The organism is Cyanobacteria bacterium FACHB-DQ100 (assembly GCA_014695195.1).
GTDB lineage: Bacteria > Cyanobacteriota > Cyanobacteriia > Leptolyngbyales > Leptolyngbyaceae > Leptolyngbya.
This window is the reverse complement of record JACJNW010000041.1, coordinates 45,570-71,341: the sequence shown is the minus strand read 5'-3', so window position 1 is coordinate 71,341 and position 25,772 is coordinate 45,570. Positions and strand designations below refer to the sequence as shown.

18 protein-coding genes and 1 tRNA gene are annotated in these 25,772 nt (G+C 49.8%); 11 read left to right on the top strand and 8 right to left on the bottom strand.

What is annotated here, in order from left to right; genetic code table 11:
* Window positions 1-3: 3 nt before the first annotated feature.
* Window positions 4-1,998 (bottom strand): hypothetical protein, encoded by a 1,995-nt coding sequence (locus tag H6F51_24065; GenBank protein ID MBD1825547.1) that lies wholly within the window; start codon window positions 1,996-1,998, stop codon window positions 4-6.
* Between the two features lie 702 nt (window positions 1,999-2,700).
* Between H6F51_24065 and psaA the strand changes: the two genes are divergently transcribed.
* The 3 genes from psaA (at window position 2,701) to H6F51_24050 (ending at window position 7,866) form a co-directional block, all read left to right on the top strand.
* Window positions 2,701-4,956, top strand: a complete 2,256-nt coding sequence (gene psaA / locus H6F51_24060) for a photosystem I core protein PsaA (protein ID MBD1825546.1) — start codon at window positions 2,701-2,703, stop codon at window positions 4,954-4,956.
* A gap of 26 nt (window positions 4,957-4,982) precedes the next feature.
* Complete coding sequence (gene psaB, locus H6F51_24055) at window positions 4,983-7,184, top strand: photosystem I core protein PsaB (GenBank protein ID MBD1825545.1); 2,202 nt, start codon at window positions 4,983-4,985, stop codon at window positions 7,182-7,184.
* Window positions 7,185-7,311: 127 nt separating this feature from the next.
* On the top strand, window positions 7,312-7,866 hold the full coding sequence (locus tag H6F51_24050) for a hypothetical protein (GenBank protein MBD1825544.1): 555 nt from the start codon (window positions 7,312-7,314) through the stop codon (window positions 7,864-7,866).
* 131 nt (window positions 7,867-7,997) lie between these two features.
* Here H6F51_24050 and H6F51_24045 read toward each other — a convergent pair whose 3' ends face one another.
* Both H6F51_24045 and H6F51_24040 read right to left on the bottom strand, forming a co-directional pair.
* A complete protein-coding gene (locus tag H6F51_24045; GenBank protein MBD1825543.1) occupies window positions 7,998-9,761 on the bottom strand; it encodes a GAF domain-containing protein in 1,764 nt (587 codons plus the stop codon).
* Between the two features lie 51 nt (window positions 9,762-9,812).
* A complete protein-coding gene (locus tag H6F51_24040) occupies window positions 9,813-10,040 on the bottom strand; it encodes a type II toxin-antitoxin system CcdA family antitoxin (protein MBD1825542.1) in 228 nt (75 codons plus the stop codon).
* Between the two features lie 349 nt (window positions 10,041-10,389).
* Between H6F51_24040 and lepA the strand changes: the two genes are divergently transcribed.
* The 3 genes from lepA (at window position 10,390) to H6F51_24025 (ending at window position 14,979) form a co-directional block, all read left to right on the top strand.
* On the top strand, window positions 10,390-12,207 hold the full coding sequence (gene lepA, locus H6F51_24035; protein MBD1825541.1) for an elongation factor 4: 1,818 nt from the start codon (window positions 10,390-10,392) through the stop codon (window positions 12,205-12,207).
* Between the two features lie 291 nt (window positions 12,208-12,498).
* Complete coding sequence (locus tag H6F51_24030; GenBank protein ID MBD1825540.1) at window positions 12,499-13,473, top strand: SDR family oxidoreductase; 975 nt, start codon at window positions 12,499-12,501, stop codon at window positions 13,471-13,473.
* A gap of 93 nt (window positions 13,474-13,566) precedes the next feature.
* Window positions 13,567-14,979: a UDP-glucose/GDP-mannose dehydrogenase family protein gene (locus tag H6F51_24025; protein MBD1825539.1), complete on the top strand. Its 1,413-nt coding sequence runs from the start codon at window positions 13,567-13,569 to the stop codon at window positions 14,977-14,979.
* A gap of 54 nt (window positions 14,980-15,033) precedes the next feature.
* On the opposite strand, the gene H6F51_24020 is transcribed toward H6F51_24025, so the two are convergent.
* Window positions 15,034-15,834, bottom strand: coding sequence for a 1-acyl-sn-glycerol-3-phosphate acyltransferase (locus H6F51_24020; GenBank protein ID MBD1825538.1), 801 nt, complete (start codon window positions 15,832-15,834; stop codon window positions 15,034-15,036).
* Between the two features lie 243 nt (window positions 15,835-16,077).
* On the opposite strand from H6F51_24020, the gene H6F51_24015 reads away from it, so the two are divergent.
* Window positions 16,078-16,150: transfer RNA gene (locus H6F51_24015), tRNA-Glu, on the top strand.
* 294 nt (window positions 16,151-16,444) lie between these two features.
* Window positions 16,445-19,126 carry an ATP-dependent chaperone ClpB gene (gene clpB / locus H6F51_24010; protein MBD1825537.1) on the top strand — a complete coding sequence of 894 codons (2,682 nt, stop codon included), beginning with the start codon at window positions 16,445-16,447 and terminating at the stop codon, window positions 19,124-19,126.
* 185 nt (window positions 19,127-19,311) lie between these two features.
* Here the strand turns inward: clpB and H6F51_24005 are convergent, their stop codons facing one another.
* Window positions 19,312-20,463 carry an acyl-CoA/acyl-ACP dehydrogenase gene (locus tag H6F51_24005; protein ID MBD1825536.1) on the bottom strand — a complete coding sequence of 384 codons (1,152 nt, stop codon included), beginning with the start codon at window positions 20,461-20,463 and terminating at the stop codon, window positions 19,312-19,314.
* 107 nt (window positions 20,464-20,570) lie between these two features.
* On the opposite strand from H6F51_24005, the gene H6F51_24000 reads away from it, so the two are divergent.
* Window positions 20,571-21,338 carry a transcriptional regulator gene (locus tag H6F51_24000; GenBank protein MBD1825535.1) on the top strand — a complete coding sequence of 256 codons (768 nt, stop codon included), beginning with the start codon at window positions 20,571-20,573 and terminating at the stop codon, window positions 21,336-21,338.
* A gap of 104 nt (window positions 21,339-21,442) precedes the next feature.
* On the opposite strand, the gene H6F51_23995 is transcribed toward H6F51_24000, so the two are convergent.
* Window positions 21,443-21,901, bottom strand: a complete 459-nt coding sequence (locus tag H6F51_23995; GenBank protein ID MBD1825534.1) for a GatB/YqeY domain-containing protein — start codon at window positions 21,899-21,901, stop codon at window positions 21,443-21,445.
* A gap of 401 nt (window positions 21,902-22,302) precedes the next feature.
* Between H6F51_23995 and H6F51_23990 the strand changes: the two genes are divergently transcribed.
* Entirely contained in the window at window positions 22,303-23,295 is a 993-nt protein-coding gene (locus H6F51_23990; protein ID MBD1825533.1) for a ribose-phosphate pyrophosphokinase, read from the top strand.
* Between the two features lie 176 nt (window positions 23,296-23,471).
* Window positions 23,472-23,702: a DUF1049 domain-containing protein gene (locus tag H6F51_23985; protein ID MBD1825532.1), complete on the top strand. Its 231-nt coding sequence runs from the start codon at window positions 23,472-23,474 to the stop codon at window positions 23,700-23,702.
* Here H6F51_23985 and H6F51_23980 read toward each other — a convergent pair.
* Window positions 23,699-24,634 (bottom strand): transposase, encoded by a 936-nt coding sequence (locus tag H6F51_23980; GenBank protein ID MBD1825531.1) that lies wholly within the window; start codon window positions 24,632-24,634, stop codon window positions 23,699-23,701. The genes H6F51_23985 and H6F51_23980 overlap by 4 nt on opposite strands.
* A gap of 78 nt (window positions 24,635-24,712) precedes the next feature.
* Window positions 24,713-25,762, bottom strand: a complete 1,050-nt coding sequence (locus H6F51_23975; protein MBD1825530.1) for a hypothetical protein — start codon at window positions 25,760-25,762, stop codon at window positions 24,713-24,715.
* Window positions 25,763-25,772: the final 10 nt, after the last annotated feature.

Here is a 25,772-nt window from a genome sequence, read left to right as displayed (position 1 = left end):
CTGTTACTCAGCGCTCTCCGGGGATAGCGCAGGCTGTGGATTAACAGGAGGCTGAGAAATACGGGGTTTAAGTGGCATTCCCAATCGTCGTTCGAGTTCGGTTTGTGGCTCAAACTCAGAGGAGGTTGCTTCAGGAGCGGATTTAACAGGCTCTTGAACGGCAGGCGGCTTTGCCTCTTGCACCGGAGTTCCGAGCGGTTCGGGTCTTCCCTCTGCTTCAGTAGGTTTTGTCTCTATCGGTGCTGCCATCTCTGGGGCAGATAGATCATCGGGAATCGGGGTAGGAGAAGGTAAGACAATCTCAGGTTTCGACTCTGACCGCTTAAATCGGTCAAAGAATCCGCCCTTCGGTGCTTCCTTCACCACTGGAGCGACTGGAGCAGGCTTGATTTCAATCTGTTCTGGTTCAGCAGGCTCCGTTTCCACAGTTTCAGCTTCCACAGGTTCAGCAGCTTCCGGCGCAGTCAGATCATCAGGAACTGGAGTTGGAGACGGAAGAACGACTGTAGGCTTTGATTCTGAACGCTTGAAACGATCGAAGAATCCACCCTTTGGCGCTTCCTTTGCTTCTGGAGCAGGCTGAATTGACTCTGGTGTTTTCTCCGCTTCTGGCTCTATGACTGGTGTTTCAGGTGTAGATACTTCAGGTTGCTCAATCTTTTCTGGCTCCGTTGTTACTTCAGGTTCAGGGCTTGGCGCAATAACAGGTGCAGCCGGACGCTTAAAGCGATTAAAGAAGCCACCTTGAGGTTTTTCTGCCGGAGCCACAGGCGCGCCGATCTCAGGCGCTTCTGGTTCAGGTGCAGGACTTGCAGGAAGCTCAATTACTTTTTCTGGCTCAGGCGCGATCGCTTTTTCCGGTTCAGGCGATGGCTCTGGGCTAGGGGCAACGCTCGGTTTCGGTTCTGATCGCTTAAAGCGATTAAAGAATCCCCCTTGCGGTTTTGGAGTTTCAGCAGGTTTTGGAGCTTCTTCGATTGGTTGCGGGGTTTCTCTTACCTCTGGCTCGGTTGGAGCTTTTTCGACGGCTGGTGCAACCGGAACTGGAGTCGGTTCGGGCGCTGAGGGTTCGGCAGTCGGCTTGTAATTGGGATCAACGATCGACACCGCCTGATCAAACGGAATTTCACCTCGAACTAATCTCGACAGCGTATCTTGTCCGTTCAGCTCGTAATTAAATATTCGTGCGGCGTTGTTGTAAACGTTTTGAACCGGATTGCCCTTGTCGTCTACGTATTCAAGCTGCACCCAGTTTTTGCCCGGTTTGAAGCCTTTTAAGTAGATCGGTTGCCAGCGATCAAGCGTAAAACTATCGCCATTCACCGTCACTTTCACGCGCCAATCCGCAACCTCATCTTTACTATCCTCCTGCGCGACAATGTGTAACGGCGCATTCGTCAAATAGAAATCTAATAGAACAGGTTCTGCCCCGTAGGTTGCCTGTGGGCGGCTGTAAGTAAGTAGCGGCAGTTTTGGATCGGGACTATTGCTTGGCGTTTTTGTAAAGACATGAAACGTCGTCTGAGCATATGCCCCATCATTCTTAAAGCTTTCATGCCAAGGACGACCTGCAAACGCACGAATTGTGTGAGTTCCTGCTGCTAAATCTTTAAGAACAAGCGGCTGACTCACATCATAAACCGCTTGATACGGTTGATCGTCTAGAAACACATGAAGATGCGGTCCTAAACCCAGCTCTGCGTCCTTGTATAAGGGCAGATCTTTAACATTAAATTTGACAGAAACAGTATTGTCGTCTACCACCTCGTTTGGGCGTGGAGAAGCGATCGACACCTGTGGCTGATACTTGTCCAGCAAGGGCTTTAATTGCTGAATGACTTCTGGCGGCGATGCTTCTGAAATCCTCCCTGCCAATTTTGCCGAACCTTTCGGAGCCGCCAAACTCGGCGCAACTCCACCCAAATTGAGCAGCATTGCTAATACTAATGAGACTGAAAGAGTTCTAGCCGTCCCGCGCCAGCGCATGATCCCAAACACCAGGTATCTCTCCTAATCGAACAGCCAACAGCTTAGAGGTTTCAGGACATTGCCGTACAACTCGATCGCTGTTCCTACGGCACTATAGCGGAAAATTTAGGCACAGAGGCGACGATCGAAGTATCTCTTTAATTACTTGGATACAGCACGCTTCCCGCAACGAAGAGCACCAAGCTGCCACAGGTACGTGTGATTGCTCTACCTCAAGCTGGGGTACCGTGTTGAGTAGTTTGAGTAAAAACGCGGAGATCAACGGCTCGATCGTCCACCACCTCGAACTTCTACAACGTTTTATTAATAGAAAGAGCAGGAAATATCAATTGTGCTCGATTAATTTGATTACGAATTCCAATCCTTTAGCAATGTAAAGTTAAGCGACAAACTCTTGACTTTTTATTTCTGCTCGGAGCCTGAGACCCAAGCACCGTCAAGAAATCCAGAACTTTGAATTATTGTTAATTACGTTCGGAAACGTTTTCATGAAAGCCCTATAATGACCCATTGAGAACCCACGAAGGCACACATCCCGAATTCACGGGAATCCTGGAACCTCAAGCCAAGCTCGAAGCCTGCATTAACCGCGACAACGCAACTAGGTCTTATCAACCTCAGTCATTCCGCAGCCAGAGCTTAACAGAAGGGTTTGAGACCAGTTGCCGGATAGGGATAACTCGTTCCTTGTCTAGAGAGAGGAGAGTCTCAATGACAATTAGCCCACCGGAGCGCGAGGCGAAGGCACGGGTGGTCGTTGATAAAGATCCCGTTCCCACTTCTTTTGAGAGATGGGGTCAGCCGGGACACTTCGATCGCACCCTAGCTAAAGGGCCCAAAACCACCACCTGGATTTGGAACCTCCACGCTAACGCTCACGATTTCGATAGCCATACAAGCGACTTAGAAGACGTTTCTCGCAAAATTTTTAGCGCACACTTCGGTCACTTAGCCGTTGTGTTCATTTGGTTGAGTGGAATGTACTTCCACGGCGCTAAGTTTTCAAACTACGAAGCATGGCTCGCCAACCCCACTGGAGTTAAACCCAGTGCTCAGGTTGTGTGGAACATCTTCGGTCAAGAAATTCTTAACGCGGATGTCGGCGGCGGCTTCCACGGAATTCAGATCACCTCTGGATTCTTCCAACTGTGGAGAGCGGCTGGCTTTACAAACACCTTCCAGCTTTATGTCACCGCGATCGGCGGTTTGGTCATGGCTGGTTTGATGTTGTTTGCAGGTTGGTTCCACTACCACAAGCGCGCACCCAAACTGGAATGGTTCCAGAATGTGGAGTCGATGCTGAACCACCACTTGTCGGGTCTGTTCGGACTCGGTTCACTCGCTTGGGCGGGTCACCAGATCCACGTGGCGTTGCCGATTAACGAACTCCTCGATCGCGGAGTTCCTGCGGACAAGATCCCTCTGCCTCATGAGTTCATCCTGAACACCCAATTGATGGCAGACATCTACCCCAGCTTTGCTAAAGGTCTAATTCCTTTCTTTACCCTCAACTGGGGCGAGTACGCAGACTTCCTCACCTTCAAAGGTGGACTGAATCCGGTTACAGGCGGACTCTGGCTGACGGATAGCGCACATCACCACTTGGCGATCGCTGTGTTGTTCCTGATTGCTGGACACCAGTACCGCACGAACTGGGGTATCGGTCACAGCATCAAGGAAATCCTTGAGGCACACAAAGGTCCGTTTACTGGAGAAGGTCACAAAGGTCTTTATGAAAACCTGACGACCTCCTGGCACGCGCAACTGGCAATCAACCTGGCAATGGTTGGCTCCTTGAGCATCATCGTTGCACAGCATATGTATGCGATGCCGCCTTACCCCTACCTCGCAACTGACTACGCAACTCAGTTGTCGATCTTCACGCACCATATGTGGATCGGTGGATTCTTCATCGTCGGTGGTGCGGCTCACGCGGCAATCTTCATGGTGCGCGACTACGATCCGGTTGTGAACCAAAACAACAACCTCGATCGCGTTCTGCGTCACCGGGATGCCATCATTTCCCACTTGAACTGGGTTTGTATCTTCCTCGGCTTCCATAGCTTCGGTCTTTACGTTCACAACGACACGATGCGCGCTTTGGGTCGTCCGCAAGATATGTTCTCGGATACCGCAATTCAACTCCAACCTGTGTTTGCGCAGTGGATTCAAAACCTCCACACGCTGGCTCCGGGTGGAACCGCTCCCAACGCTTTGGCTCCTGCTAGCTATGCGTTTGGTGGTGGAACAATCGCGGTCGGTGGCAAAGTTGCCATGATGCCGATCGCACTGGGTACGGCGGACTTCATGGTTCACCATATCCACGCCTTCACGATTCACGTCACGGTATTGATCCTCTTGAAGGGCGTACTGTTTGCACGTAGCTCACGCTTGATTCCTGATAAAGCCAACCTTGGTTTCCGCTTCCCGTGCGATGGCCCGGGTCGTGGCGGCACCTGCCAAGTGTCTGGTTGGGATCACGTGTTCCTCGGTCTGTTCTGGATGTACAACTCCCTGTCGATCGCAATCTTCCACTTCTCGTGGAAAATGCAATCCGATGTCTGGGGTACAGTTGCGCCGGATGGAACAGTTGATCACGTAACGGGCGGTAATTTCGCTCAAAGTGCAATCACAATCAACGGTTGGTTGCGCGACTTCTTGTGGGCACAAGCGGCGCAAGTGATTGGATCCTACGGTTCAGCACTGTCGGCTTACGGACTTCTCTTCCTGGGCGCTCACTTTGTTTGGGCATTCAGCTTGATGTTCCTGTTTAGCGGACGTGGCTACTGGCAAGAACTGATCGAGTCGATCGTTTGGGCGCACAACAAACTCAAAGTTGCACCCTCTATCCAACCGCGTGCATTGAGTATTATTCAAGGACGGGCTGTGGGCGTTGCTCACTACCTCTTAGGCGGAATTGTCACCACATGGGCATTCTTCCTAGCTCGGTCAATTTCCATCGGATGACGATGAGCGAGGATTAACAAACAGCTATGGCAACTAAGTTCCCAAAATTTAGTCAAGACCTTGCCCAAGATCCTACAACTCGTCGGATTTGGTACGGAATCGCTACTGCTCACGACTTTGAAAGCCACGACGGAATGACAGAAGAAAAGCTTTACCAAAAGCTTTTTGCAACTCACTTCGGACATCTGGCGATCATCTTCCTCTGGGCATCTGGTAGTCTCTTTCACGTTGCTTGGCAAGGCAACTTCCCTCAGTGGATCAAAGATCCTCTAAATGTCCGCCCGATCGCTCACGCGATTTGGGATCCTCAATTCGGTAAACCCGCAGTCGAAGCGTTTACGCAAGGCGGCGCGAACTATCCGGTTGATATTTCCTACTCTGGTCTGTACCACTGGTGGTACACGATCGGTATGAGAACCAACGGTGATTTATACCAAGGTTCGATCTTCTTGCTGATTCTGTCCGCAGTTCTCCTGTTCGCAGGTTGGCTGCATCTCCAGCCGAAGTTCCGTCCAAGCTTGGCTTGGTTCAAAAACGCTGAATCGCGTCTGAACCACCACTTGGCGGGTCTGTTTGGAGTTAGCTCCTTGGCTTGGGCAGGTCACTTGATTCACGTTGCAATTCCCGAATCTCGCGGTCAGCACGTGGGCTGGAACAACTTCTTGTCCACGATGCCGCACCCTGCAGGTCTTGCACCGTTCTTCACAGGCAACTGGAGCGTGTACGCAGAAAACCCTGATACTGCGAACCACATTTTCGGAACGGCTCAAGGTTCGGGTTCTGCAATCTTGACTTTCCTCGGTGGATTCCATCCGCAAACCGAATCGCTGTGGCTGACCGACATGGCTCATCACCACCTCGCGATCGCGGTGATCTTCATCGTGGCTGGTCATATGTACCGCACCAACTTTGGTATCGGTCACAGCATCAGAGACATCTTGAACGCGCACATCCCCCCTGCTGGTGGATTGGGCGAAGGTCACAGAGGTCTGTATGACACCGTAAATAACTCGCTGCACTTCCAATTGGGTCTTGCCCTGGGTGCTTTGGGTACGGTGACTTCCGTGGTGGCACAGCATATGTACTCGATGCCGCCCTATGCCTTCATGTCGAAGGACTTCACCACACAAGCTGCGCTGTACACCCATCACCAGTACATTGCAGGCTTCCTGATGGTTGGAGCTTTCGCACACGGCGCAATCTTCTGGGTTCGTGACTACGATCCAGACCAAAACAAGAACAACGTGCTTGCACGGATTCTGGGTCACAAGGAAGCGATTATCTCGCACCTAAGCTGGGTATCGTTGTTCCTTGGCTTCCACACCTTGGGTCTTTATGTCCACAACGATGTGGTAGTTGCTTTCGGAACTCCTGAGAAGCAGATCCTGATCGAGCCTGTGTTCGCTCAGTTCATCCAAGCCTCCCACGGTAAGGCACTGTATGGTTTCAACACCCTACTGTCGAACGCGGATAGCATTGCGTCTAACACTGGTGCAGCTTACCTGCCCGGTTGGTTGGATGGAATCAATAGCGGCGTGAACTCGCTGTTCTTGACCATTGGACCTGGTGACTTCTTAGTTCACCACGCGATCGCGCTCGGTCTGCACACCACCACCTTGATCTTGGTTAAGGGCGCGTTGGATGCTCGTGGATCGAAGCTGATGCCCGATAAGAAAGACTTTGGCTACGCATTCCCTTGCGATGGTCCGGGTCGTGGCGGTACCTGCGATATCTCTGCATGGGACTCCTTCTATCTGGCGATGTTCTGGATGTTGAATACGATCGGTTGGGTAACGTTCTACTGGCACTGGAAGCATCTCGCAATCTGGTCTGGTAACGTGGCTCAGTTCAACGAAAGTTCGACCTATCTGATGGGTTGGCTGCGTGACTACCTGTGGCAGTATTCGGCTCCACTAATCAACGGTTACAACCCGTATGGCATGAATAACCTGGCAGTTTGGGCTTGGATGTTCCTCTTAGGACACCTGGTTTGGGCGACCGGATTCATGTTCTTGATCTCGTGGCGTGGTTACTGGCAAGAATTGATCGAGACCTTGGTGTGGGCCCATGAGCGCACTCCGTTGGCAAACTTGATTCGATTCAAGGATAAGCCAGTTGCTCTGTCGATCGTTCAAGGTCGGTTAGTCGGTCTGGTTCACTTCACCGCAGGTTACGTACTGACGTATGCAGCCTTCGTGATTGCAGCGACCGCAGGTAAGTTCGGTTGATCGAACTGAATGTGGTAGGTAAATAAGAAAATCCCTCGCCTTCGGGTGGGGGATTTTTACAGGAAAAATCATCTAATTCTGGAGTTCAAAAGTATTATTAAAACAGCATCCTGTACTAGGCTTTCAAATGCTTGAGCATGTAAAAAGATTTAGCTGGTCTATTCTTCTTGCTCTTGTGGGCTGCATTATTTTCCTCTGCTCAACCAACGGCTCTTTCAGCAATCATTGCAACTTCAGAACCCTGCAAGGTCTTCATTTGAGACTGGTGACTCGTGAATATAGAGTTGGCTTCATAGATTACCACTGGGCGTGCCATGCTCGAATACTCAAGATCTCTCCAATTTTCAAATTTCCGACCTTGGTAGTTGAGGGCGACGGCATCGGAGGTTGTGGATCTAGCTGTGAACAATCATTTCAGCAAATAGGGCAACAGGTTTTGATTGCAGGCACTCTTTACAGTTCTGATGGAGGTAACAGTTTTACGGAAACTAGGGATTTTGCTAGAAAATTGTTTAAGCCAGAAACTGATGTCTGTGTGAACTTTTTTCTTCAAGAAAACGCTTTAAGGGCTGAAGTATCAGAAGGATGGGCAAGGAAAGATTATCTTCCTAAAGCTGTATTTACCAGTTTCGATAGCGGAAAAACCTGGCAGAGTGAACGACCTCCATTCCCTCCACGATGATTATCGGCTAACAAAGCAGCTTGGGTGATGTAAATTTCTACGTTTCTTTAAATCATTTGTACAGGCTGTTACTGCATCTTTTCAATGCGTGAATCGAGCAGGGCAAAAATTTCATGTCAGCGATCGTCAATTCAATTCGCTGCAATCATCACAGGCTCTTGATAGAGCGGAATGGTAAAAGTAACAGTTGATCCCAGACCCTCACCCATGCTGTAGAAATTTACGACGCCTCCCATAGCCTCGACCAGCTTTTGGGAAATTGCTAGCCCTAGCCCAGTGCCCCCATACTGCCGCGTCAACGAGCCGTCCACCTGACTAAATGACTGAAAAAGCTTATCTTGCTTATCCAGCGATACACCAATGCCAGTATCCGCAACTCGAATCTTCACCAGTCCAGGTAGTTCTTCGTCCTGAACAACAATCCGCTTTTTGATCACTTCTGCACTCACGGTAATGCCACCTTCGTTGGTGAACTTAATTGCATTACCCATTAAATTGAGCAGTACCTGAAGTAATCGCTGATAATTCCCAAACAATACAATTTCATCATGAGTTTGAGGTTTCTGCACCTCAAAGCTGAGATTCTTTTGGCGAATTTGAGTGCGAGTCATGTTCTCCACTTGATCTAGCAACTCTTGCAAGCTCACCGGACTGCATTCAATCTGCATTTTTCCAGCTTCGATTTTGGCGATATCTAAAACGTCGTTGATGACATTAAACAGGTGAATTGCCGATCGATGCGCTTCTTCAATAAATTCCCGCTGCTCTTGGGGATCTTCTGCCATCCCGTCGAGAATGAGCTTCAAAAAGCCGATCATCCCGTTCAGCGGCGTTCTCAATTCATGCGACGTATTCGCCAAAAACTCACTTTTGCGCCGAGATGCTTCTTCAGCTTGGTGTCGCGCTTCCTCTAATTCGCGGTGCTTCTGCATCAAACTATCGTTCGCTCGTTGAAGCTCGATCAGCAAAGCCGCATGAGCGATCGAAGTACCCACCTGATCCGCCAATTCCTGAACAAACTCCAATTCCGCCTGCGTCCAAACGCGATCGCGATCGCACTGATCAAGAATAATCACCCCGTTCGGCTGCTCCTGATAGTGCGTTGCCACCAACAGTCGCGTTTGCGGAACATCGGCTTCTGGAGCAGGATTCACCTCTTCGGGAACCTGCCGCACGGCTCGAATCGGCTTTAAAGTCGCCAAAGCTTTCTGAAGCAGCGGATCGTCTTGAAGCTGAAACACCGTACCTTTCAGCGAACTCAGACAATCTTGGCGAAATTCCGCTACAGCTTCAATCGCCGATCGCTTCGGATCATACGGACAAATAATGCAGCGGCTGACATCAAGCGCTGCTCCTAACCCGTCTACTGTCGCCTGCCAAATGGTTGGAAGCTCCAAATTCTGACGGGCATTCCACACAATCTGAGTTAAAAGCTGCTGGTAGCGATCGAGATTTGTTTCTCGCGAGACTTCTACCGCCTGTAAGGGCGACTGCGCTTCATCCAGGTCATTCACCTGCTCTCCGGTGACGATGACTAGCGCCGCTGTCCCATTAGGTAGAATCACTGGACTCATCACCAGATCAAACAGAATCGTCTGATCGCCCCACTCAAACAAGCAGCGAAATTGCTCCGGCTTTTGAGAAGTCAGTACCCGCTTTAATCGCTCCAAATACGGTGCACAAGAAACCGGCGCAAATCTTGCGCCCATCGGCTTACCAATCCACTGTTTTGCCTCAGCCTCACTCACTTCACGCCAGTGAAACGCCAGCAGCACTCCTGCTGCATCTTGCGTCATCATCAGCTCTGCGATATCAGCGATCGCAATCGAATCAGAAGATACAGACGAGTCAATCGAGTCAGACAAAGAGCTAGAAAGATTCACGGAAGTGACCATTTGACCGGGGAAAAAAGCAGACATCAAGCAACCGTGCCTAGATTACAGCACCTAATCGTTCCACTCGCCCCTCGGAGGAAGAGGCGGGTTTCTCGGCAAGGTGCGGGCATTATCCTCATCGCGGTAAAGTTCGCTTCTCAGCCATTGCCGCAATGCCACTTCAACCACCTTGCTCGGATCGTTCGTCAGATGTTGGATTTGCTCCAACAAATCAGAATCAATCTGAATCGCAAGCTCGGTTTTGTATCGATCGGGCGTTTGAAGTTTAGGATCGTTCATAGTGTCGGTCAACCTTCAGCATGAAGGTCAGTGGCTAAATCTGAAAAGGAATCGGATCGAGAGTTAAAATTCACCTGCGCTTTGAGAAATCCTGCCTGTAAACTATGGATGTACCGTTTTTGCATCGATTCAACAAAGTTTTAACATTTTTTCACAGGTGAGTTTAAGTAAGCTGAAATTCGTTCTGCCCCAAACCGGGACATTTCTTCTTCTTAGCGTCTCAAACTCTCGAACTCCGTGAAGAAAGGTTTAAAATATCTTAAGCGTTCTGATTCAGAAATCTATCCTCATCAAGAGTCAAATTTCTGAGAATGCCTGTCCTACAGTGCCGCCAATCCCCCTGAAGTTTATGACTGACGTACCCGTCAACCGCATCCGAAATTTTTCCATCATTGCTCACATTGATCATGGCAAATCCACGCTTGCCGACCGTTTACTTCAAGAAACGGGAACCGTAACTGCGCGGGACATGAAAGAACAGTTCCTCGACAATATGGATCTGGAGCGGGAACGCGGGATCACTATTAAGCTCCAAGCGGCTCGAATGAACTACACCGCAAAAGATGGGCAGCAATATGTACTAAATTTAATCGACACCCCTGGACACGTCGATTTTTCCTACGAAGTATCGCGATCACTCGCGGCGTGTGAAGGCGCGTTGCTAGTTGTCGATGCCTCTCAAGGTGTAGAAGCACAAACGCTTGCTAACGTTTATCTGGCACTCGAACACGATCTCGAAATTATTCCAGTCCTGAACAAAATTGATTTGCCGGGTGCAGAACCCGATCGCGTCAAGCAAGAAATCGAAGAGGTGATTGGTCTCGATTGCTCTGAAGCGATTATGGCATCGGCAAAAGAAGGAATTGGTGTCCCGGATATTTTAGAAGCGATCGTTAAACGAGTCCCGCCGCCCAAAGACACGACCAAAGAACCGTTACGAGCGCTAATTTTCGATAGTTACTACGACGCTTATCGCGGCGTGATTGTCTACTTCCGGGTGATGGATGGGCAGGTGAAGCGGGGCGATAAAGTCTACCTGATGGCATCCGGCAAGGAATACCAAGTCGATGAACTTGGCGTTCTCTCTCCCACTCAAGTCCAAGTCGAATCCCTACACGCTGGCGAAGTGGGATACTTTGCTGCTTCGATTAAAGCCGTAGAGGATGCACGAGTGGGAGACACGATTACGCTATCTGCCAAAAAAGCTCCCGAACCCTTACCGGGCTACATTGAGGCGAAACCGATGGTCTTCTGCGGCATGTTCCCGACCGATGCCGACCAATTCCCGGAACTGCGCGAAGCCCTCGATAGATTAAAGCTCAATGATGCTGCCCTCAATTTCGAGCCGGAAACCTCAAGCGCGATGGGATTCGGGTTCCGCTGTGGCTTTTTGGGCTTGCTACACATGGAAATTGTGCAAGAACGGCTAGAGCGCGAATACAATCTTGACCTGATTATTACCGCCCCTTCGGTGGTTTATCGAGTTACAACCATAAAAGGTGAGATTCTGCTGATTGATAACCCTGGTAAGCTGCCTTCTCCCACAGAGCGCGAAAAAATCGAAGAACCCTATGTTCAAGTCGATATCATCACGCCCGAAACCTATGTTGGGACATTGATGGAACTCTGCCAAAATCGCCGTGGTGTCTTCAAGGATATGAAGTATCTCACGCCCGGACGCACTACGCTGATTTATGAACTACCACTGGCAGAGGTTGTCACCGATTTCTTTGATCAGATGAAGTCGCGATCGCGCGGTTACGCCAGCATGGAGTATCAACTGATCGGCTACCGCGAAAATGCTCTAGTGAAGCTAGACATTCTGATTAACGGTGATCCCGTCGATTCACTTGCCACGATCGTTCACCGCGATAAAGCCTACGGAGTCGGGCGCGCTCTCACTGAAAAGCTACGCGAATTGATCCCCCGTCATCAGTTTAAAATTCCGATTCAAGCCGCGATCGGCAGCAAAGTCATCGCCAGCGAACATATTCCCGCTCTGCGGAAAGATGTCTTGGCGAAATGCTACGGTGGTGACATCTCCCGAAAGAAAAAACTGCTGCAAAAGCAAGCAAAAGGTAAAAAACGCATGAAGGCGATTGGAACCGTCGATGTGCCCCAAGAAGCGTTCATGGCGGTTTTACGGTTGTCAAACGAACAGAGCTAAACGTTTCAGCATAATTTCGGATTGCCCCTACGCAGAAATAGGGGCAATTTTTGTTTTAACGGTTGAAGATTCGATGAACTCTATCTAATAAAGCGTGCTATCCCGGAAGTTTCTGTTATCTTTCTGGGAAAAGCCCGGACGTAGCTCACCCCTTTCCAGGTCGGATTGCTGTCGTGCTGCCTGTTAATTTAATGGGTACACTTCTGGCAAACGGGGATTTGCTCAACTCATCTCTTGAGTAACAGCTACTCCTACCCTTGCTCGTTTGCAATCTACGCGAATTTTGGACTTATGCGAATTCTTGTTACTGGTGGTGCGGGCTTTATTGGCTCCCACTTGATCGATCGTCTAATGAATACGGGGCATGAAGTTCTCTGTCTCGATAACTTCTACACCGGACACAAACGCAATATTCAACACTGGCTAGGAAATCCCAATTTTGAACTAATTCGCCACGACATTACAGAACCCATTCGGCTTGAAGTCGATCAGATTTATCACCTTGCCTGTCCTGCATCGCCTGTACACTATCAGTACAATCCCGTCAAAACAATCAAAATCAACGTGATGGGAACGCTGAACATGCTCGGTTTAGCCAAGCGAATCAAAGCCAGATTCCTTCTTGCCTCGACCTCCGAAGTGTATGGCGATCCCGAAGTACATCCCCAGTCTGAAGAATATCGGGGCAATGTCAACCCGATCGGAATTCGCAGTTGCTATGACGAAGGCAAACGAGTCGCTGAAACCCTCGCGTTTGACTATCACCGTCAAAACGATGTCGATATTCGCGTTGCTCGCATTTTCAACACCTACGGCCCGCGAATGCTCGAAAACGATGGTCGCGTGGTCAGCAACTTTGTTGTGCAAGCGCTCAAAGGTCATCCCCTAACGGTATACGGTGATGGTTCTCAAACGCGGAGTTTCTGCTATGTTTCTGACTTGGTTGACGGTCTTTATCGCTTGATGAACGGCGATTTTATTGGCCCAGTCAACTTAGGAAATCCCGGAGAATACACCATTCTGCAACTGGCTCAAGCCGTGCAAGAAATGGTCAACCCTGATGCAGCTTTGAAATTTGAACCCTTACCCCAAGACGATCCCCGCCGCCGCAAGCCCGACATCACTCGCGCTCAAACGCATCTCGGCTGGCAACCGACGATCCCGCTGAAGGAAGGACTAGAGCGCACGATCGCTGATTTTCGCAGCCGGATGGAAGTGTCTGAAGCCCCGCTAGAGTCAACTCGGAGGGCGGTGCAAGCATCGTGACGCATTAATAAAGGGCGTTGCAGGTGGGAATGCTAAACGAAAGGAAGAATATCGAGTCCGGTTACAAGTTGTTTGATTGAGGAGTTTAAGACTATGCGTGTCTGCGTTATTGGAACGGGTTACGTTGGGTTGGTCACGGGTGCGTGCCTCTCTCACATTGGTCATCATGTGATTTGCGTCGATAATAACGAAGCAAAGGTGAAGTTGATGCAGGCTGGACAATCGCCGATTTTTGAGCCGGGTTTGTCTGAAATTATGCAGTCTTCGATTCAAGCGGGACGACTGGAGTTCACCACCGACCTCGCTGCTGGGGTCGAGCACGGTCAAATTCTGTTTATCGCGGTTGGAACGCCTGCGCTGCCGACTGGGGAAAGTGATACACGCTATGTCGAAGCCGTGGCGCGGGGCATCGGTGCCAATCTGAAAGGCGGATACAAAGTGATTGTGAATAAATCAACTGTTCCTATTGGATCTGGCGACTGGGTGAGAATGCTCGTTCTCGATGGAATTGCAGAGCGTCAACGCGCTGAAGCACAGCCTGTTCTCGCTGGAGTCGGTGGCAGTGAAGAAATTCCGACAAAGGCTTTGACGATCGATTACGACTTTGATGTCGTCAGCAATCCCGAGTTTCTGCGCGAAGGCTCTGCTGTGTTCGATACGTTCAACCCTGATCGCATCGTCGTTGGCAGCAACAATAGCGATCGCCCGATCAAACTGATGCAGGAACTCTATACCCCGATCGTTGAGCGTCAGTTTGCCGAAGATAAGTCTGCACCTCCAGTTCCAGTATTGGTCACTGACCTCAGTTCGGCAGAGATGATCAAATATGCCGCGAACGCATTTTTGGCAACGAAGATCAGCTTTGTCAACGAAGTCGCAAACATCTGCGATCGCGTGGGTGCTGATGTAATGCAAGTGGCAAAAGGGATCGGTCTTGATTCCCGGATTGGCGGCAAGTTTCTGCAAGCGGGTCTTGGCTGGGGTGGTTCCTGCTTCCCGAAAGATGTCTCGGCTTTGATCCACACGGCGGACGATTACGGCTACGAAACGCAATTGCTTAAAGCAGCCGTCAGCGTCAATGAGCGTCAGCGCCTGATTGTGGTTGAAAAACTTCAGCAAGCGCTCAAGATTCTCAAAGGAAAAACGATCGGGCTTTTAGGCTTGACGTTCAAACCGGATACCGATGATTTACGGGATGCGCCAGCGCTGAATGTAATCGAGAACTTGACTCGTCTAGGCGCGAAAGTAAAAGCTTACGATCCCATCATTTCCCAAAGTGGAATGCGCGATGGTATTTCAGATGTGATTGTTGAAACTGATGCAGAACGCTTAGCAGATGGCTGCGATGCGCTGGTATTGGTAACGGAATGGTCGCAGTTCCTCACCCTCGACTACATCAAGATGGCGAAGTTGATGAACGCTCCTATCTTGATTGATGGCCGGAACTTCCTCAACCAACCTGTGTTAGAAGAAGCAGGCTTCCGCTATATCGGCATCGGTCGTTAATCTCACAAAAGAATTTGAAAAGAGACGCAATTCACAGCGTCTCTTTTTTTGACCCTAAATGGAAAGCGATCGCAGAATCCGCTCTAAATCTGCGGTTAATCGTTTTGCTCCCTGCTTCGGATGCTCCGACACATATTCAGCTACAGGAATCGGATTACAAACGTGAATTTTGACAGCAGTGCGCCAAGGAACGAGAGGCTTGCTGTATTGAATCGAAATCGGCACAATCTGAACGTTTAATCCAGGTTGACTTGCTTCTGCTTGCAGCGCTAATCGTGCCAGTCCAGGCTTCAGAGCTGCCGCTTGACGATAGATATTTCCTTCAGGGAAAATTACTAATGCTTCACGCTGCTGTAGCAGTTCGATGCTGTGACGCAGCGCCGCGATCGTCGGATGCTGTGTATTGATTGGAAATCCACCCAACCGTCGAATAAACCAACCTTGAATTCCTTTAATCTCGTCTGCCGTCACCATAAATCGCAGCACTCGACCCGTGATATCTTGACCCACTGCACAGGGTACGAGCAACGCATCCCACCGCGATCGATGGGTTGCAGCAATAATGACCGGACCCCTAGTAGGGAAATGCTCTCGACCCGTGACTTCGATCTGTTGAAAATAGACGGGCAGAACCAGATAACGCCCTAGTGGATAAACAATTGAAGCGAGCCAAGGTAAACAACGCGATCGTACAGATTGCGAAAGAAGATTAGAGTTCTCCACAAGGGAATGGGCAGAGGAAGGTTTTTCTTTTAGCGACTCGGAAAACTCAGACGAAGGAGTCGGGGCACAGGGGGGAGTAGCGCCATCGTTTTTTCGAGTTTTTGGCGATAGCATGAAGTCGATCAGAAGCATGGAGTTAAAGACGCGAGCCTTTAGCGTGGGTAGATGGTATGTCATTTACGGTAGTGGGTTTTGCGATCGCACGTCTCCCTCAAGGGACAGTTCTAGGGGTGGCTAATCCTTATGCCTTTTAGCTCAACACGATTCCTTGGGGACAGCTCTAAAATTTAATTTGAATTTAGAGGTTGACATTCCTGGTTCTGTCCGTTACATTAGTGAATGTCGATTGCAAACACAAATCTGACACCAGTGCCTGCCCCCATCGTCTAGAGGCCTAGGACACCTCCCTTTCACGGAGGCGACAGGGATTCGAATTCCCTTGGGGGTATTGTAAAAGCAAGAAATGGGAAAGGATAAATCGTCCTTTCCCATTTCTTATGCAGAATTTCTTTAAATTGAGAGAAAATAAGAGTACCACCTGAACATTGAGCGCGTGAGCGGCTACCTCAGCCATGACCTGCGGCCTCATCGTCTGATGACACTTTCACAAACGAAAACCAAACTGGTACACCCTTACACCAAATAGAAGATTTCTGCCTGATTGTATGAGACGTTTGTGAAAGAACTCGCCTGAACTGCTACATTGAAGTTTCAAGAAGAGCGATGACAAAACACTACCGGAATGCAACCCACAGACCCCAGCAAATTTACAGATAAAGCCTGGGAAGCGATCGTACAGGCACAAGATGTCGTGCGGCGCTATCGACACCAGAACTTAGAAGTTGAACATTTAATTATTAGCCTGCTAGAGCAAGAGAATGGCTTAGCAGCAAAAATTTTAAGCAAAGCGGGCATCGAAGCGAATCGGTTCTGGCAGCAGGTGGACGAATTTACCCGCCGTCAGCCGAAAGTTGGCAGCGCAGAACAACTTTATTTAGGACGATATCTCGATACGATGCTCGATCGTGCTGAAGCAAATCGCACCTCGATGCAGGATGACTTTATTTCGATCGAGCACTTGATCCAAGCCTTTGCCATCGACCCGCGCCTTGGAGTGAAGTTATTTCGCAGCTTTAATGTCGATACGGCTCGGCTTGATACTGCAATTCGAGACATTCGCGGTAGTCAAAAAGTCATGGATCAAGCACCAGAATCGCGTTACTCAGCTCTCGAAAAATTCGGTTTAGATTTAACAGAACGTGCCAAAGCAGGCAAGATCGATCCGGTGATCGGGCGAGATGGCGAAATTCGTCGGGTGGTTCAAGTGCTTTCACGTCGCACTAAAAACAATCCGGTCTTAATCGGAGAACCTGGGGTTGGAAAAACTGCGATCGCCGAAGGACTCGCTCAGCGGATCGTCAACGGTGATGTTCCCGAATCCTTGAAGAACCGCAAGCTCATCTCCCTCGATATGGGATCGCTAATTGCAGGGGCAAAATATCGCGGGGAATTCGAGGATCGACTGAGAGCAGTTCTGAAAGAAGTGATCGAATCCGATGGACAAATCGTTTTATTCATTGACGAACTGCATACCGTTGTAGGGGCAGGTGCAGCGGGTCAAGGCAACATGGATGCTGGAAACCTGCTGAAACCGATGCTGGCGCGGGGAGAGCTACGGTGTATTGGGGCAACGACGCTCGACGAGTACCGTAAGTACATCGAGAAAGATGCAGCACTCGAACGCCGATTTCAGCAGGTCGTAATCGATCAGCCCTCGGTTGAAGACACGATCTCGATTCTGCGTGGGCTAAAAGAGCGCTACGAGGTTCACCACGGGGTCAATATTACCGATTCCGCTTTGGTCGCTGCTGCCACGTTATCAAGTCGCTATATCAGCGATCGCTTCTTGCCCGATAAAGCGATCGACCTTGTGGACGAAGCCGCTGCCAAGCTCAGGATGGAGATTACCTCCAAACCGACGGAGCTAGAACAGATTGAGCGCCGCTTGCGGCAGCTTGAAATGGAAAAGCTTTCGATCAAGAGCGAAGATAAACTCACGGGATTAACCGGACTCAGCCGCAATTCCAAAGATCGACTCGAACGGCTTGAACAAGAAATCGCAGAGCTTCAGCCGAAAAAAGATGCCCTCGATTCCCAGTGGCAAAACGAAAAGCAAATTCTCGAAACGATCAAATCGCTCAAGATGGAAGAAGACCAGCTTCGAGTCCAAATCGAGCAAGCTGAACGTGCCTATGATCTCAATACAGCCGCGCAGTTGAAATACGGACGCCTTGAAGCCTTGCAGCACGATCGCGAGAAACAGGAAGCGCAACTGATGGAACTGCAAGCAGGCGGAACGGCTCTCCTGCGTGAACAAGTCACCGAAGCGGATATTGCTGAAATCGTGGCGCGTTGGACAGGAATTCCAGTGACGCGCTTGCTCGAATCCGAACGTCAGAAACTCTTAAATCTGGAGAAACATCTGCACGAACGGGTGATCGGACAGCACGACGCAGTCGAAGCAGTGGCGGCGGCAATTCGTCGGGCACGATCGGGCATGAAAGACCCGAACCGTCCGATCGGATCGTTTCTCTTCATGGGGCCAACCGGAGTCGGTAAAACGGAACTCGCACGAGCGCTGGCGCAATTTTTGTTTGATTCTGATGATGCGATCGTGCGTCTTGATATGTCGGAATACATGGAGAAGCACTCGGTTTCCCGTTTAGTCGGCGCACCTCCTGGATATGTGGGGTATGACGAAGGCGGACAGCTCTCTGAGTCGATTCGCCGTAAACCTTATTCTGTGGTGCTGCTCGATGAAGTGGAGAAAGCGCATCCGGATGTGTTTAACATTCTGCTACAAGTGCTCGATGACGGGCGGATTACCGATTCTCAAGGTCGAACGGTTGATTTCCGTAACACGGTCATTGTGATGACGAGCAATATTGGTAGCGAACATATTCTCGATGTTGCAGGCGATGATGCCCGTTATGAGGAAATGCAGAAACGAGTGACGACCGCACTCCGCAAGCATTTCCGTCCTGAATTTCTGAATCGGATTGACGATACGATTTTGTTCCATGCGTTGAACCGTGCGGAACTTGGCGAGATCGTTGGACTCCAGATCCAGCGAATTCAGGCGTTGCTGAGCGATCAGAAGATCATGCTGGAACTCTCGCCTGCTGCACAGAAATATGTGGCAGATGTGGGCTATGACCCAACGTATGGCGCGCGTCCGTTGAAGCGGGCGATTCAGCGAGAACTACAAAACCCGATCGCCACCAAACTGCTCGAAAATGCCTTTGGGGAAGGCGATACGATCTCGATCGATTTAGTCGATGGCAAACTCAAATTCAGCAAAAAGGAACTGGTTGCCAATCCTCAGCCTGTAGTGGCGACTCCCGTAGCAGTGGCAGAAAATTAGGGTGAGAGGAATATTATGCCGACCGCTTTCGGTCTATCGTCCCAATTTGGGTAATTAGACTGAAAGATTCAGTCTAAATAATTTCTAATCTGAACCTTCTATTAAATCTGGAAAGTCAGCGGCTGAAGAATAGTCGTCGTTTTCTATCAAGACTTAGCGATCGCTACTAGATACAAGACATCACCCTACAAAGAAGACATATCCCACTTAAGCGCGAGTTGCCCCGATAGCTTACGCTGAGCATCTTCCCGCAGAGGATGATAGCGCGCGCCCTGCACATCACGAAACAATTTTTCCAGACCGAGTTTGCGATAAAACGCACAGCCCCCCGCAACTTCCATTGCTAAATCAGCAACGTTAAGTACTGCTCTAGCAACCAATGTTCGCCCTGTCATAATTTGATTCGTAGTTTCAAAACCAGGCTGACTCACAACGGCAGTAGAAATCATGTGCTGAAGCGCTAACTTCGCAACCATCAGTTCGTTGTCCATCCCTCCGACCATGCAGCAAAGATGCTCATCAGTGCGCCGCTTCATTGCTAGTTGAACTGCGCGATCGCGCGCCGCTTCTGCAACCCCAACGTAAACAGAATAAACGATCGGAATTGCCACCATCGAGATCAAGTGAAAGATAAAATGCCACTTTCCTTGTTCTCGTCGTAAAGCAATTGCCGCATCTGGTACAAAAACATTCGACAACACAACATCATGAGAACCCGTTCCCCGCATCCCCAGCGCTTGCCAAGTAGATTCAATCTCCACACCCTGAGCAGTCATAGGAACTGCAAAATGTAATACCGTGGCTCCTTTTTCCAGATCGTCATAAACAGCGCTTGTCATCAATAAATCAGCAACAGGCGCACCACTCGCAAAGACTTTGCGAGCTGTGATCAAAAATCCACCCTCGACTTTAATCGCTGCCCCACCACTCTGCAACCAATCTGATCCACCACTGCTAAGCATAATCAGTTGCTCCGTTGCCACTCGTCTAAGTAATCCATCCACTGGAGCATTCTGATTGTGCCAGCGCCAAGTCGGTACCATGACCTGATGCGTGTGCATCGAAAACGCGAGCGCCGTTGAACTAGAATAACGTCCTAAAATCCGCAGCACAGCGCAAAGATCAGCATAGCTGACTCCACCGCCCCCTAATTCGATCGGCACACCCGCTGTCGCCAATCCAGACGCTTTCAACCTAGCAAGGTTATCCGCGACAAACAAATCGCTCTCATCAGCTTCAATTTCTCTTGCAGCAAATTGACTTCCCAAAGATTCCGCCAGAGAAAGCCAATCCATCTTTTCTGATTGGATAGTGGGTGCAGTTTGTTGTTCTAGCATTGAACAATCTCCTTTAATAAATCTTGTGATGCCCTTATTCTGATTTGCTAAAGAAGGTGATACAAGTTCAATATCTGAACCTGATTTGTACTCTCCTTAAATGGGCTATGAGAAAGGGATATGGGCAGTTCTGCCCGGTAGCGAAAGCTGCCGAAGTAATTGGCGATCGCTGGAACCCCTTAGTGCTGCGAGAAATGCTGTATGGCAATCGCCACTTCAATGACATCAGTCGAGGAGTGCCGCTCATGTCCCGCGCCCTCCTCGCTCAACGCCTCAAAGAACTTGAGAAATTAGGTGTGGTCATTAGCCATGAAAAGGAAACAGGGCAGGGGCATGAGTATCTTCTCACGCCTGCCGGGGAAGCCCTGCGTCCTCTAATTGAAGCAATGGGAGTTTGGGCACAACAATGGGGAAGCGAACAAATTGCGTCAGAAGACTTGGACGATGCCTTATTGATGTGGGGCATGAGACGGCGAGTCAATCTTGAGACTGTGCCGCCACAAAAAACAGTACTTCAGTTTGATTTTCAAGGGCTAACCAGAGGGCGCAAAACTCAGCGCAGTTGGTGGATGGTCATCGAGAATCAAGAGGTCGATGTGTGTCAAAAAAATCCAGGCTTTGAGGTGAACGTTTTAATCTCCGCTGATCTTAGTGTGTTCACTCACGTCTGGATGGGATACACCAATTTGAACCTCGCACTCCAGCAAGGTGCAGTTTGCTTTGAAGGCGATCGCAATCTCGTGCGTCAGGTACCAACCTGGCTATATCTCAATGGCGAATGGCGGTATGGTATGGGAATTGATACCTCCGCCGCCCATCTAATGCAGGCTCACAAGCACGTCGCAGCAGAATATAACAAAGTGTCTGGTGGTTAGCTCAATGTTACTTGTAGCTGCTGAATGCAGCCGCTAGCTTCTACTCAAAAAGCTTTTCTTGCACAGCGGCGATCGCTATCCCCATTCATTCCTGAACCCTTGCTCTACCCGCCCAACTTCGCCTTGACGATCGCTTGCACCTTCTTCCCGTCCGCCTTGCCTTTCAATTGCTGCATTGCGACACCCATCACTTTACCCATATCTTTCGCTGAAGCCGCTCCGACTTGAGCGATGATTTGAGCGATCGCACTTTCAACTTCTTCATCAGACATCTGAGCCGGAAGAAACGTCTCGATAATTGCCAACTCTGCCGCTTCCTTATCAGCTAAATCCTGACGTTTGGCGTTGGTGTACTGCTCGATCGAATCTCTGCGCTGCTTGGCAACCTGAGACAAGGCTTCAATCTCTTGCGCTTCGGTTAGCTGATTCTGCCCAGATGGACGCACACTCACTTCTTTTTCTAGCAGCACCTTTTTGATGCTCCGCAGCGTCTCTAACCGCACTTTATCCTGAGACTTCATCGCGGCTTTGATCTCCTCGGTAATGCGGTCTTTTAGGCTCATAGCATCGTTCCTCGCATCATGGAATTTCCCAGCATAGCTTAGCCTCATGCAAACCATTCCGTTCAAATCAGTTTTTTGTAACGGAGGTAACAAAATTGTACAGAAGGTCAACGATCGATAACATTAGGAAATGGATTGCGAAGCGCGAATAAATTTGGCAAAATAGGTTGCATTAAATACCGTTCGACTGAACTCTGCTTGGAAGTCATCTGTGCTCCTCATCTCACCTGTCCAGATAGCGATCGTACTGATCGCTCGTCTGTGTGCTGCTTGTGGTTCAGTCTTAACAAATATTTCGCAGGCCTATTTGCCATTTACGAATACTTTAGATCCGCGAAACCAGGGACAATGAAGGAAAGTCCCAGTGTTAATATTGCGTTGAATGCGTTCGAGGACTTGACGTGATCCGTTCTGCAACATTATCTCCTCCGTCTGCTCTGCCCTCAATTCCTGACAATAACCGTCTGCGCCTCTTGTCCGGTACGGCAAACGTACCCCTTTCCAAAGAGATCGCACGGTACTTGGGCATGGATTTGAGTCCGATGGTGCAAAAGCACTTTGCCGATGGCGAGCTATATGTCCAAATCCAAGAGTCGATTCGTGGCTGCGATGTTTATTTGATTCAGCCGACCTGTCGCCCCGTGAACGACAATTTGATGGAATTGTTGATCATGATTGATGCTTGTCGGCGAGCATCAGCGCGGCAAGTCACTGCTGTTCTCCCCTATTACGGGTATGCAAGAGCCGATCGTAAAACGGCTGGACGAGAATCCATCACTGCTAAGCTTGCCGCTAACCTGATTACGCAGGCGGGAGCGAATCGCATTCTAGCAATGGACTTACACGCGGCTCAGATCCAAGGCTACTTTGACATTCCGATGGATCACGTTTACGGCTCTCCGACGCTGGTTGATTACATCGCTAGCAAACAGCTAGAGGATTTAGTCGTTGTTTCTCCAGATGTCGGGGGAGTCGCTAGAGCGAGAGCCTTGGCAAAACGCCTAGACGATGCGCCCCTTGCTATCATCGATAAACGGCGACAAGCTCACAACATTGCGGAAGTAATGAATGTGATTGGAGATGTCAAAGGCAAAACGGCGGTTCTCGTCGATGACATGATCGATACGGCAGGGACGATTCTTGAAGGCGCGAAGATTCTTCGACAAGAGGGAGCACGTCAAGTCTATGCTTGTGCGACTCATGCGGTCTTTTCACCTCCCGCGATCGAACGGCTATCGAGCGGTCTGCTGGAAGAAGTGATCGTAACAAATACCATTCCGGTTGCAGAAGAACATCGCTTCCCACAACTAAAAATCCTCTCCGTCGCCAGTGTGATCGGTGAAACGATTTGGCGAATCCATGAGGATAATTCAGTCAGTAGCCTATTCCGCTAAGTTTTGAACTTATTGCACCCGCCGCTCAAGCACGATCGGCGGGTTTGTTCTTTAAACTAAAAAGGGACAGACCGATCGATCTGCCCACAAAGGAAATGTCTCACAAGGATGAAAATTATCAGTTCGCGGCTGATGAGTTTCTCTACACGGTCTCAGTTCTCAATTCCTGAAGTCCCATGAAAAGTTTTGCCACTCTAATCACTGCCTGCATTATCGCACTCTGGATCGGCGCGATCGCCCTCGTCGCGATTCAAAATGCTGCTCCGATCGCCCTCAAGTTTCTCGCGTTTCAAACGATCGAATTACCCTTTGGTCTCGTGATCGCCTTTAGTGTAATCTTAGGTATCTTGGGAGCCGCAATCTTGCAGCCCCTACTCGGATCTCCTCAGAGCAACAATGATATCTAGAGTGCGTAAACCTGCCCATCAATCAACAATCGCGTAATTCCCTTGGCTTGTAGGTAGGGTGCAGCTTTCTGTAAAACCCGGCTATCTGGAATTTTAATCACTCGCTGGGTACGAATGTTAGAGAATCGTTTCGCAACTCGATGATTATCGAATACAGGTAAGGTTCTTGCTTCGACTTCTCCCGACGGAATTTGACCTAGTTCCGCGAACTCACTGAGCGGACGCGCCACTAACTCCGCAGCTCGATCGACCACGAGATAACAAGTCCGAGGAATTGCGGCTTCTGCAATTGGGAGTACCCGAATGAATTCTGCTGCACTCAGTTGAATCGACGGCAGGATCGCAGGCTCGTCATCATCTTCGTCTTCGAGGTCTTCATCTAGATTATCGAGATCGTCGAGGTCTTCATCATCGTCCTCGTCGTCCGCCATACTATCTACGGTTGGGCTGAGATCGATCGCTTCGATCTGAGCGAGCTCAGGCGCTTCCTCAGCGGGCGTAGAAGTCGAGGCTTCATTAGTATTAGCTCGTCGTACTCGGCGCGGCGGTGCGGGCTTTGAGGCTGCTTCTCTAGGTTCGACCGCTTCTGGCTCTAGCGGAATTGGTGCTTCTGGTTCGAGTAAGCTACCTTGAACTGGAGGCGCCTCGGCTACCGTTGTCGATCGCGCTCCGCCCCTTGAATCTTGGACATTCTCAGGCGCTTGGCAAGGCGTAAGAGCGGCTACTGTTGTCGATCGCGCTCCGCCCCTTGAAGCACTGCGCTTTTGCTGAATCAGACTGTCATACTCTTCTGCTGACAAACTGCTTTTCAAAATGCGGCTAATTGTCGTATTACTGACACCGTATCGCTCTGCGAGAGTTAAAGTTGTTTCTCCCGATTGGCGATACAGTTCAATAATTTGGCTTTTATCAGAATCAGACAGTCTGCTCATGAGAAACTCAGCGCGGGGCGGCAATTACTCATCTATTCTATGCTGAGCGTGATCGAATGCGGGGGGCAGGATAAATCTTCATGCTCGTCTGCGTGAACTCCCGCGCCGCGATCGGCTCAAATCATATTCCAGTGCAGCTCCGATGCCAAACAGAACACCACTAAAGACCCAAAAGATTTCAATGATCCCGCCACTTTGGTAGTTCTCAAGACGGCTGGTAGCATATTTAAACCACATATCCGCAATATAGAGCGAAAAGGCTGCTGCTGCAATCATACGCCAGGACTGCGAGAATCGACCGCCCCAGAATGCTAGCAGCAGCGTCGTCGCAATAATCAAAATAAATACGTCCGCCAGCACGTAGAAATAGTCCAAAAATGGCTTGAGCGGCGCGAGGGTACTTTCGATCGTCATCACCCATTCTGGAACATCTTGCTGTTTCTCCTCGACGGGCGGCTTCTGCTCGATCGCAGCAGGTTTCGGAGCCAGGAGCGGTGAGGGCTTAGCAACAGCCGAGGGTTTAATCGTCGGTGAGGCAGTTGCTCTTGGGGTCGGCTTAGCAGGTGCCGTTTGAGCAATGGCGGGTTCATCAAAGAACAACAGCATTGAAGTCTTGGGGCTAGGAGTTAAGGTCAGCCAAGTGGCAAACGCAATGCTGACGGCTGCAATGCCCCCCACGGTAAACCACTGCCAGAGATCGAGGTTCAGGCGACGATCGGAGAACGCCATGATCATGCCCCACCCTAAAAATAGATAGGTGGGAATATAAAAGAAATCTCCGGGTGACACATCGGCTTCGCGCCCCATGTACGTTTCCCAGAAGGTAAACAAGATTGTACCAATGCCATAACAGAGCATTCCTAGCCCAATGCTCAACCAAACCCGCCGCCCACTGACAATTTGTGGACTGCTCCAGTTTCTAAAACACAGCAACGCCGCACTAAAATACGCCACAACTTCAAACGCTGAAGCTCCGTAAGAATACCAGTCCGGGCGGGCTTGTCCAGGATCAGGAACGCTAAACAATAAGAAAAACAATAACGCGAACACTGCCAATAGAATTTCTGCAAACACGATCGCTTGGACAGAAATCGACTTCGACTGAGATTTACTAGCTGAGCTGCTCATAGGTCATCTT

Bases quoted from the DNA above. Each gene is read 5' to 3' on its own strand.
- H6F51_23975 (MBD1825530.1), bottom strand. From the start codon at position 25,762: ATGAGCAGCTCAGCTAGTAAATCTCAGTCGAAGTCGATTTCTGTCCAA.
- H6F51_24040 (MBD1825542.1), bottom strand. From the start codon at position 10,040: ATGAACGATCCTAAACTTCAAACGCCCGATCGATACAAAACCGAGCTT.
- H6F51_24050 (MBD1825544.1), top strand. From the start codon at position 7,312: ATGCTTGAGCATGTAAAAAGATTTAGCTGGTCTATTCTTCTTGCTCTT.
- H6F51_23985 (MBD1825532.1), top strand. From the start codon at position 23,472: ATGAAAAGTTTTGCCACTCTAATCACTGCCTGCATTATCGCACTCTGG.
- psaA (MBD1825546.1), top strand. From the start codon at position 2,701: ATGACAATTAGCCCACCGGAGCGCGAGGCGAAGGCACGGGTGGTCGTT.
- H6F51_23980 (MBD1825531.1), bottom strand. From the start codon at position 24,634: ATGAGCAGACTGTCTGATTCTGATAAAAGCCAAATTATTGAACTGTAT.
- H6F51_24030 (MBD1825540.1), top strand. From the start codon at position 12,499: ATGCGAATTCTTGTTACTGGTGGTGCGGGCTTTATTGGCTCCCACTTG.
- psaB (MBD1825545.1), top strand. From the start codon at position 4,983: ATGGCAACTAAGTTCCCAAAATTTAGTCAAGACCTTGCCCAAGATCCT.
- lepA (MBD1825541.1), top strand. From the start codon at position 10,390: ATGACTGACGTACCCGTCAACCGCATCCGAAATTTTTCCATCATTGCT.
- H6F51_24005 (MBD1825536.1), bottom strand. From the start codon at position 20,463: ATGCTAGAACAACAAACTGCACCCACTATCCAATCAGAAAAGATGGAT.
- H6F51_24025 (MBD1825539.1), top strand. From the start codon at position 13,567: ATGCGTGTCTGCGTTATTGGAACGGGTTACGTTGGGTTGGTCACGGGT.
- H6F51_24020 (MBD1825538.1), bottom strand. From the start codon at position 15,834: ATGCTTCTGATCGACTTCATGCTATCGCCAAAAACTCGAAAAAACGAT.
- H6F51_24000 (MBD1825535.1), top strand. From the start codon at position 20,571: ATGAGAAAGGGATATGGGCAGTTCTGCCCGGTAGCGAAAGCTGCCGAA.
- H6F51_24045 (MBD1825543.1), bottom strand. From the start codon at position 9,761: ATGGTCACTTCCGTGAATCTTTCTAGCTCTTTGTCTGACTCGATTGAC.
- clpB (MBD1825537.1), top strand. From the start codon at position 16,445: ATGCAACCCACAGACCCCAGCAAATTTACAGATAAAGCCTGGGAAGCG.
- H6F51_23995 (MBD1825534.1), bottom strand. From the start codon at position 21,901: ATGAGCCTAAAAGACCGCATTACCGAGGAGATCAAAGCCGCGATGAAG.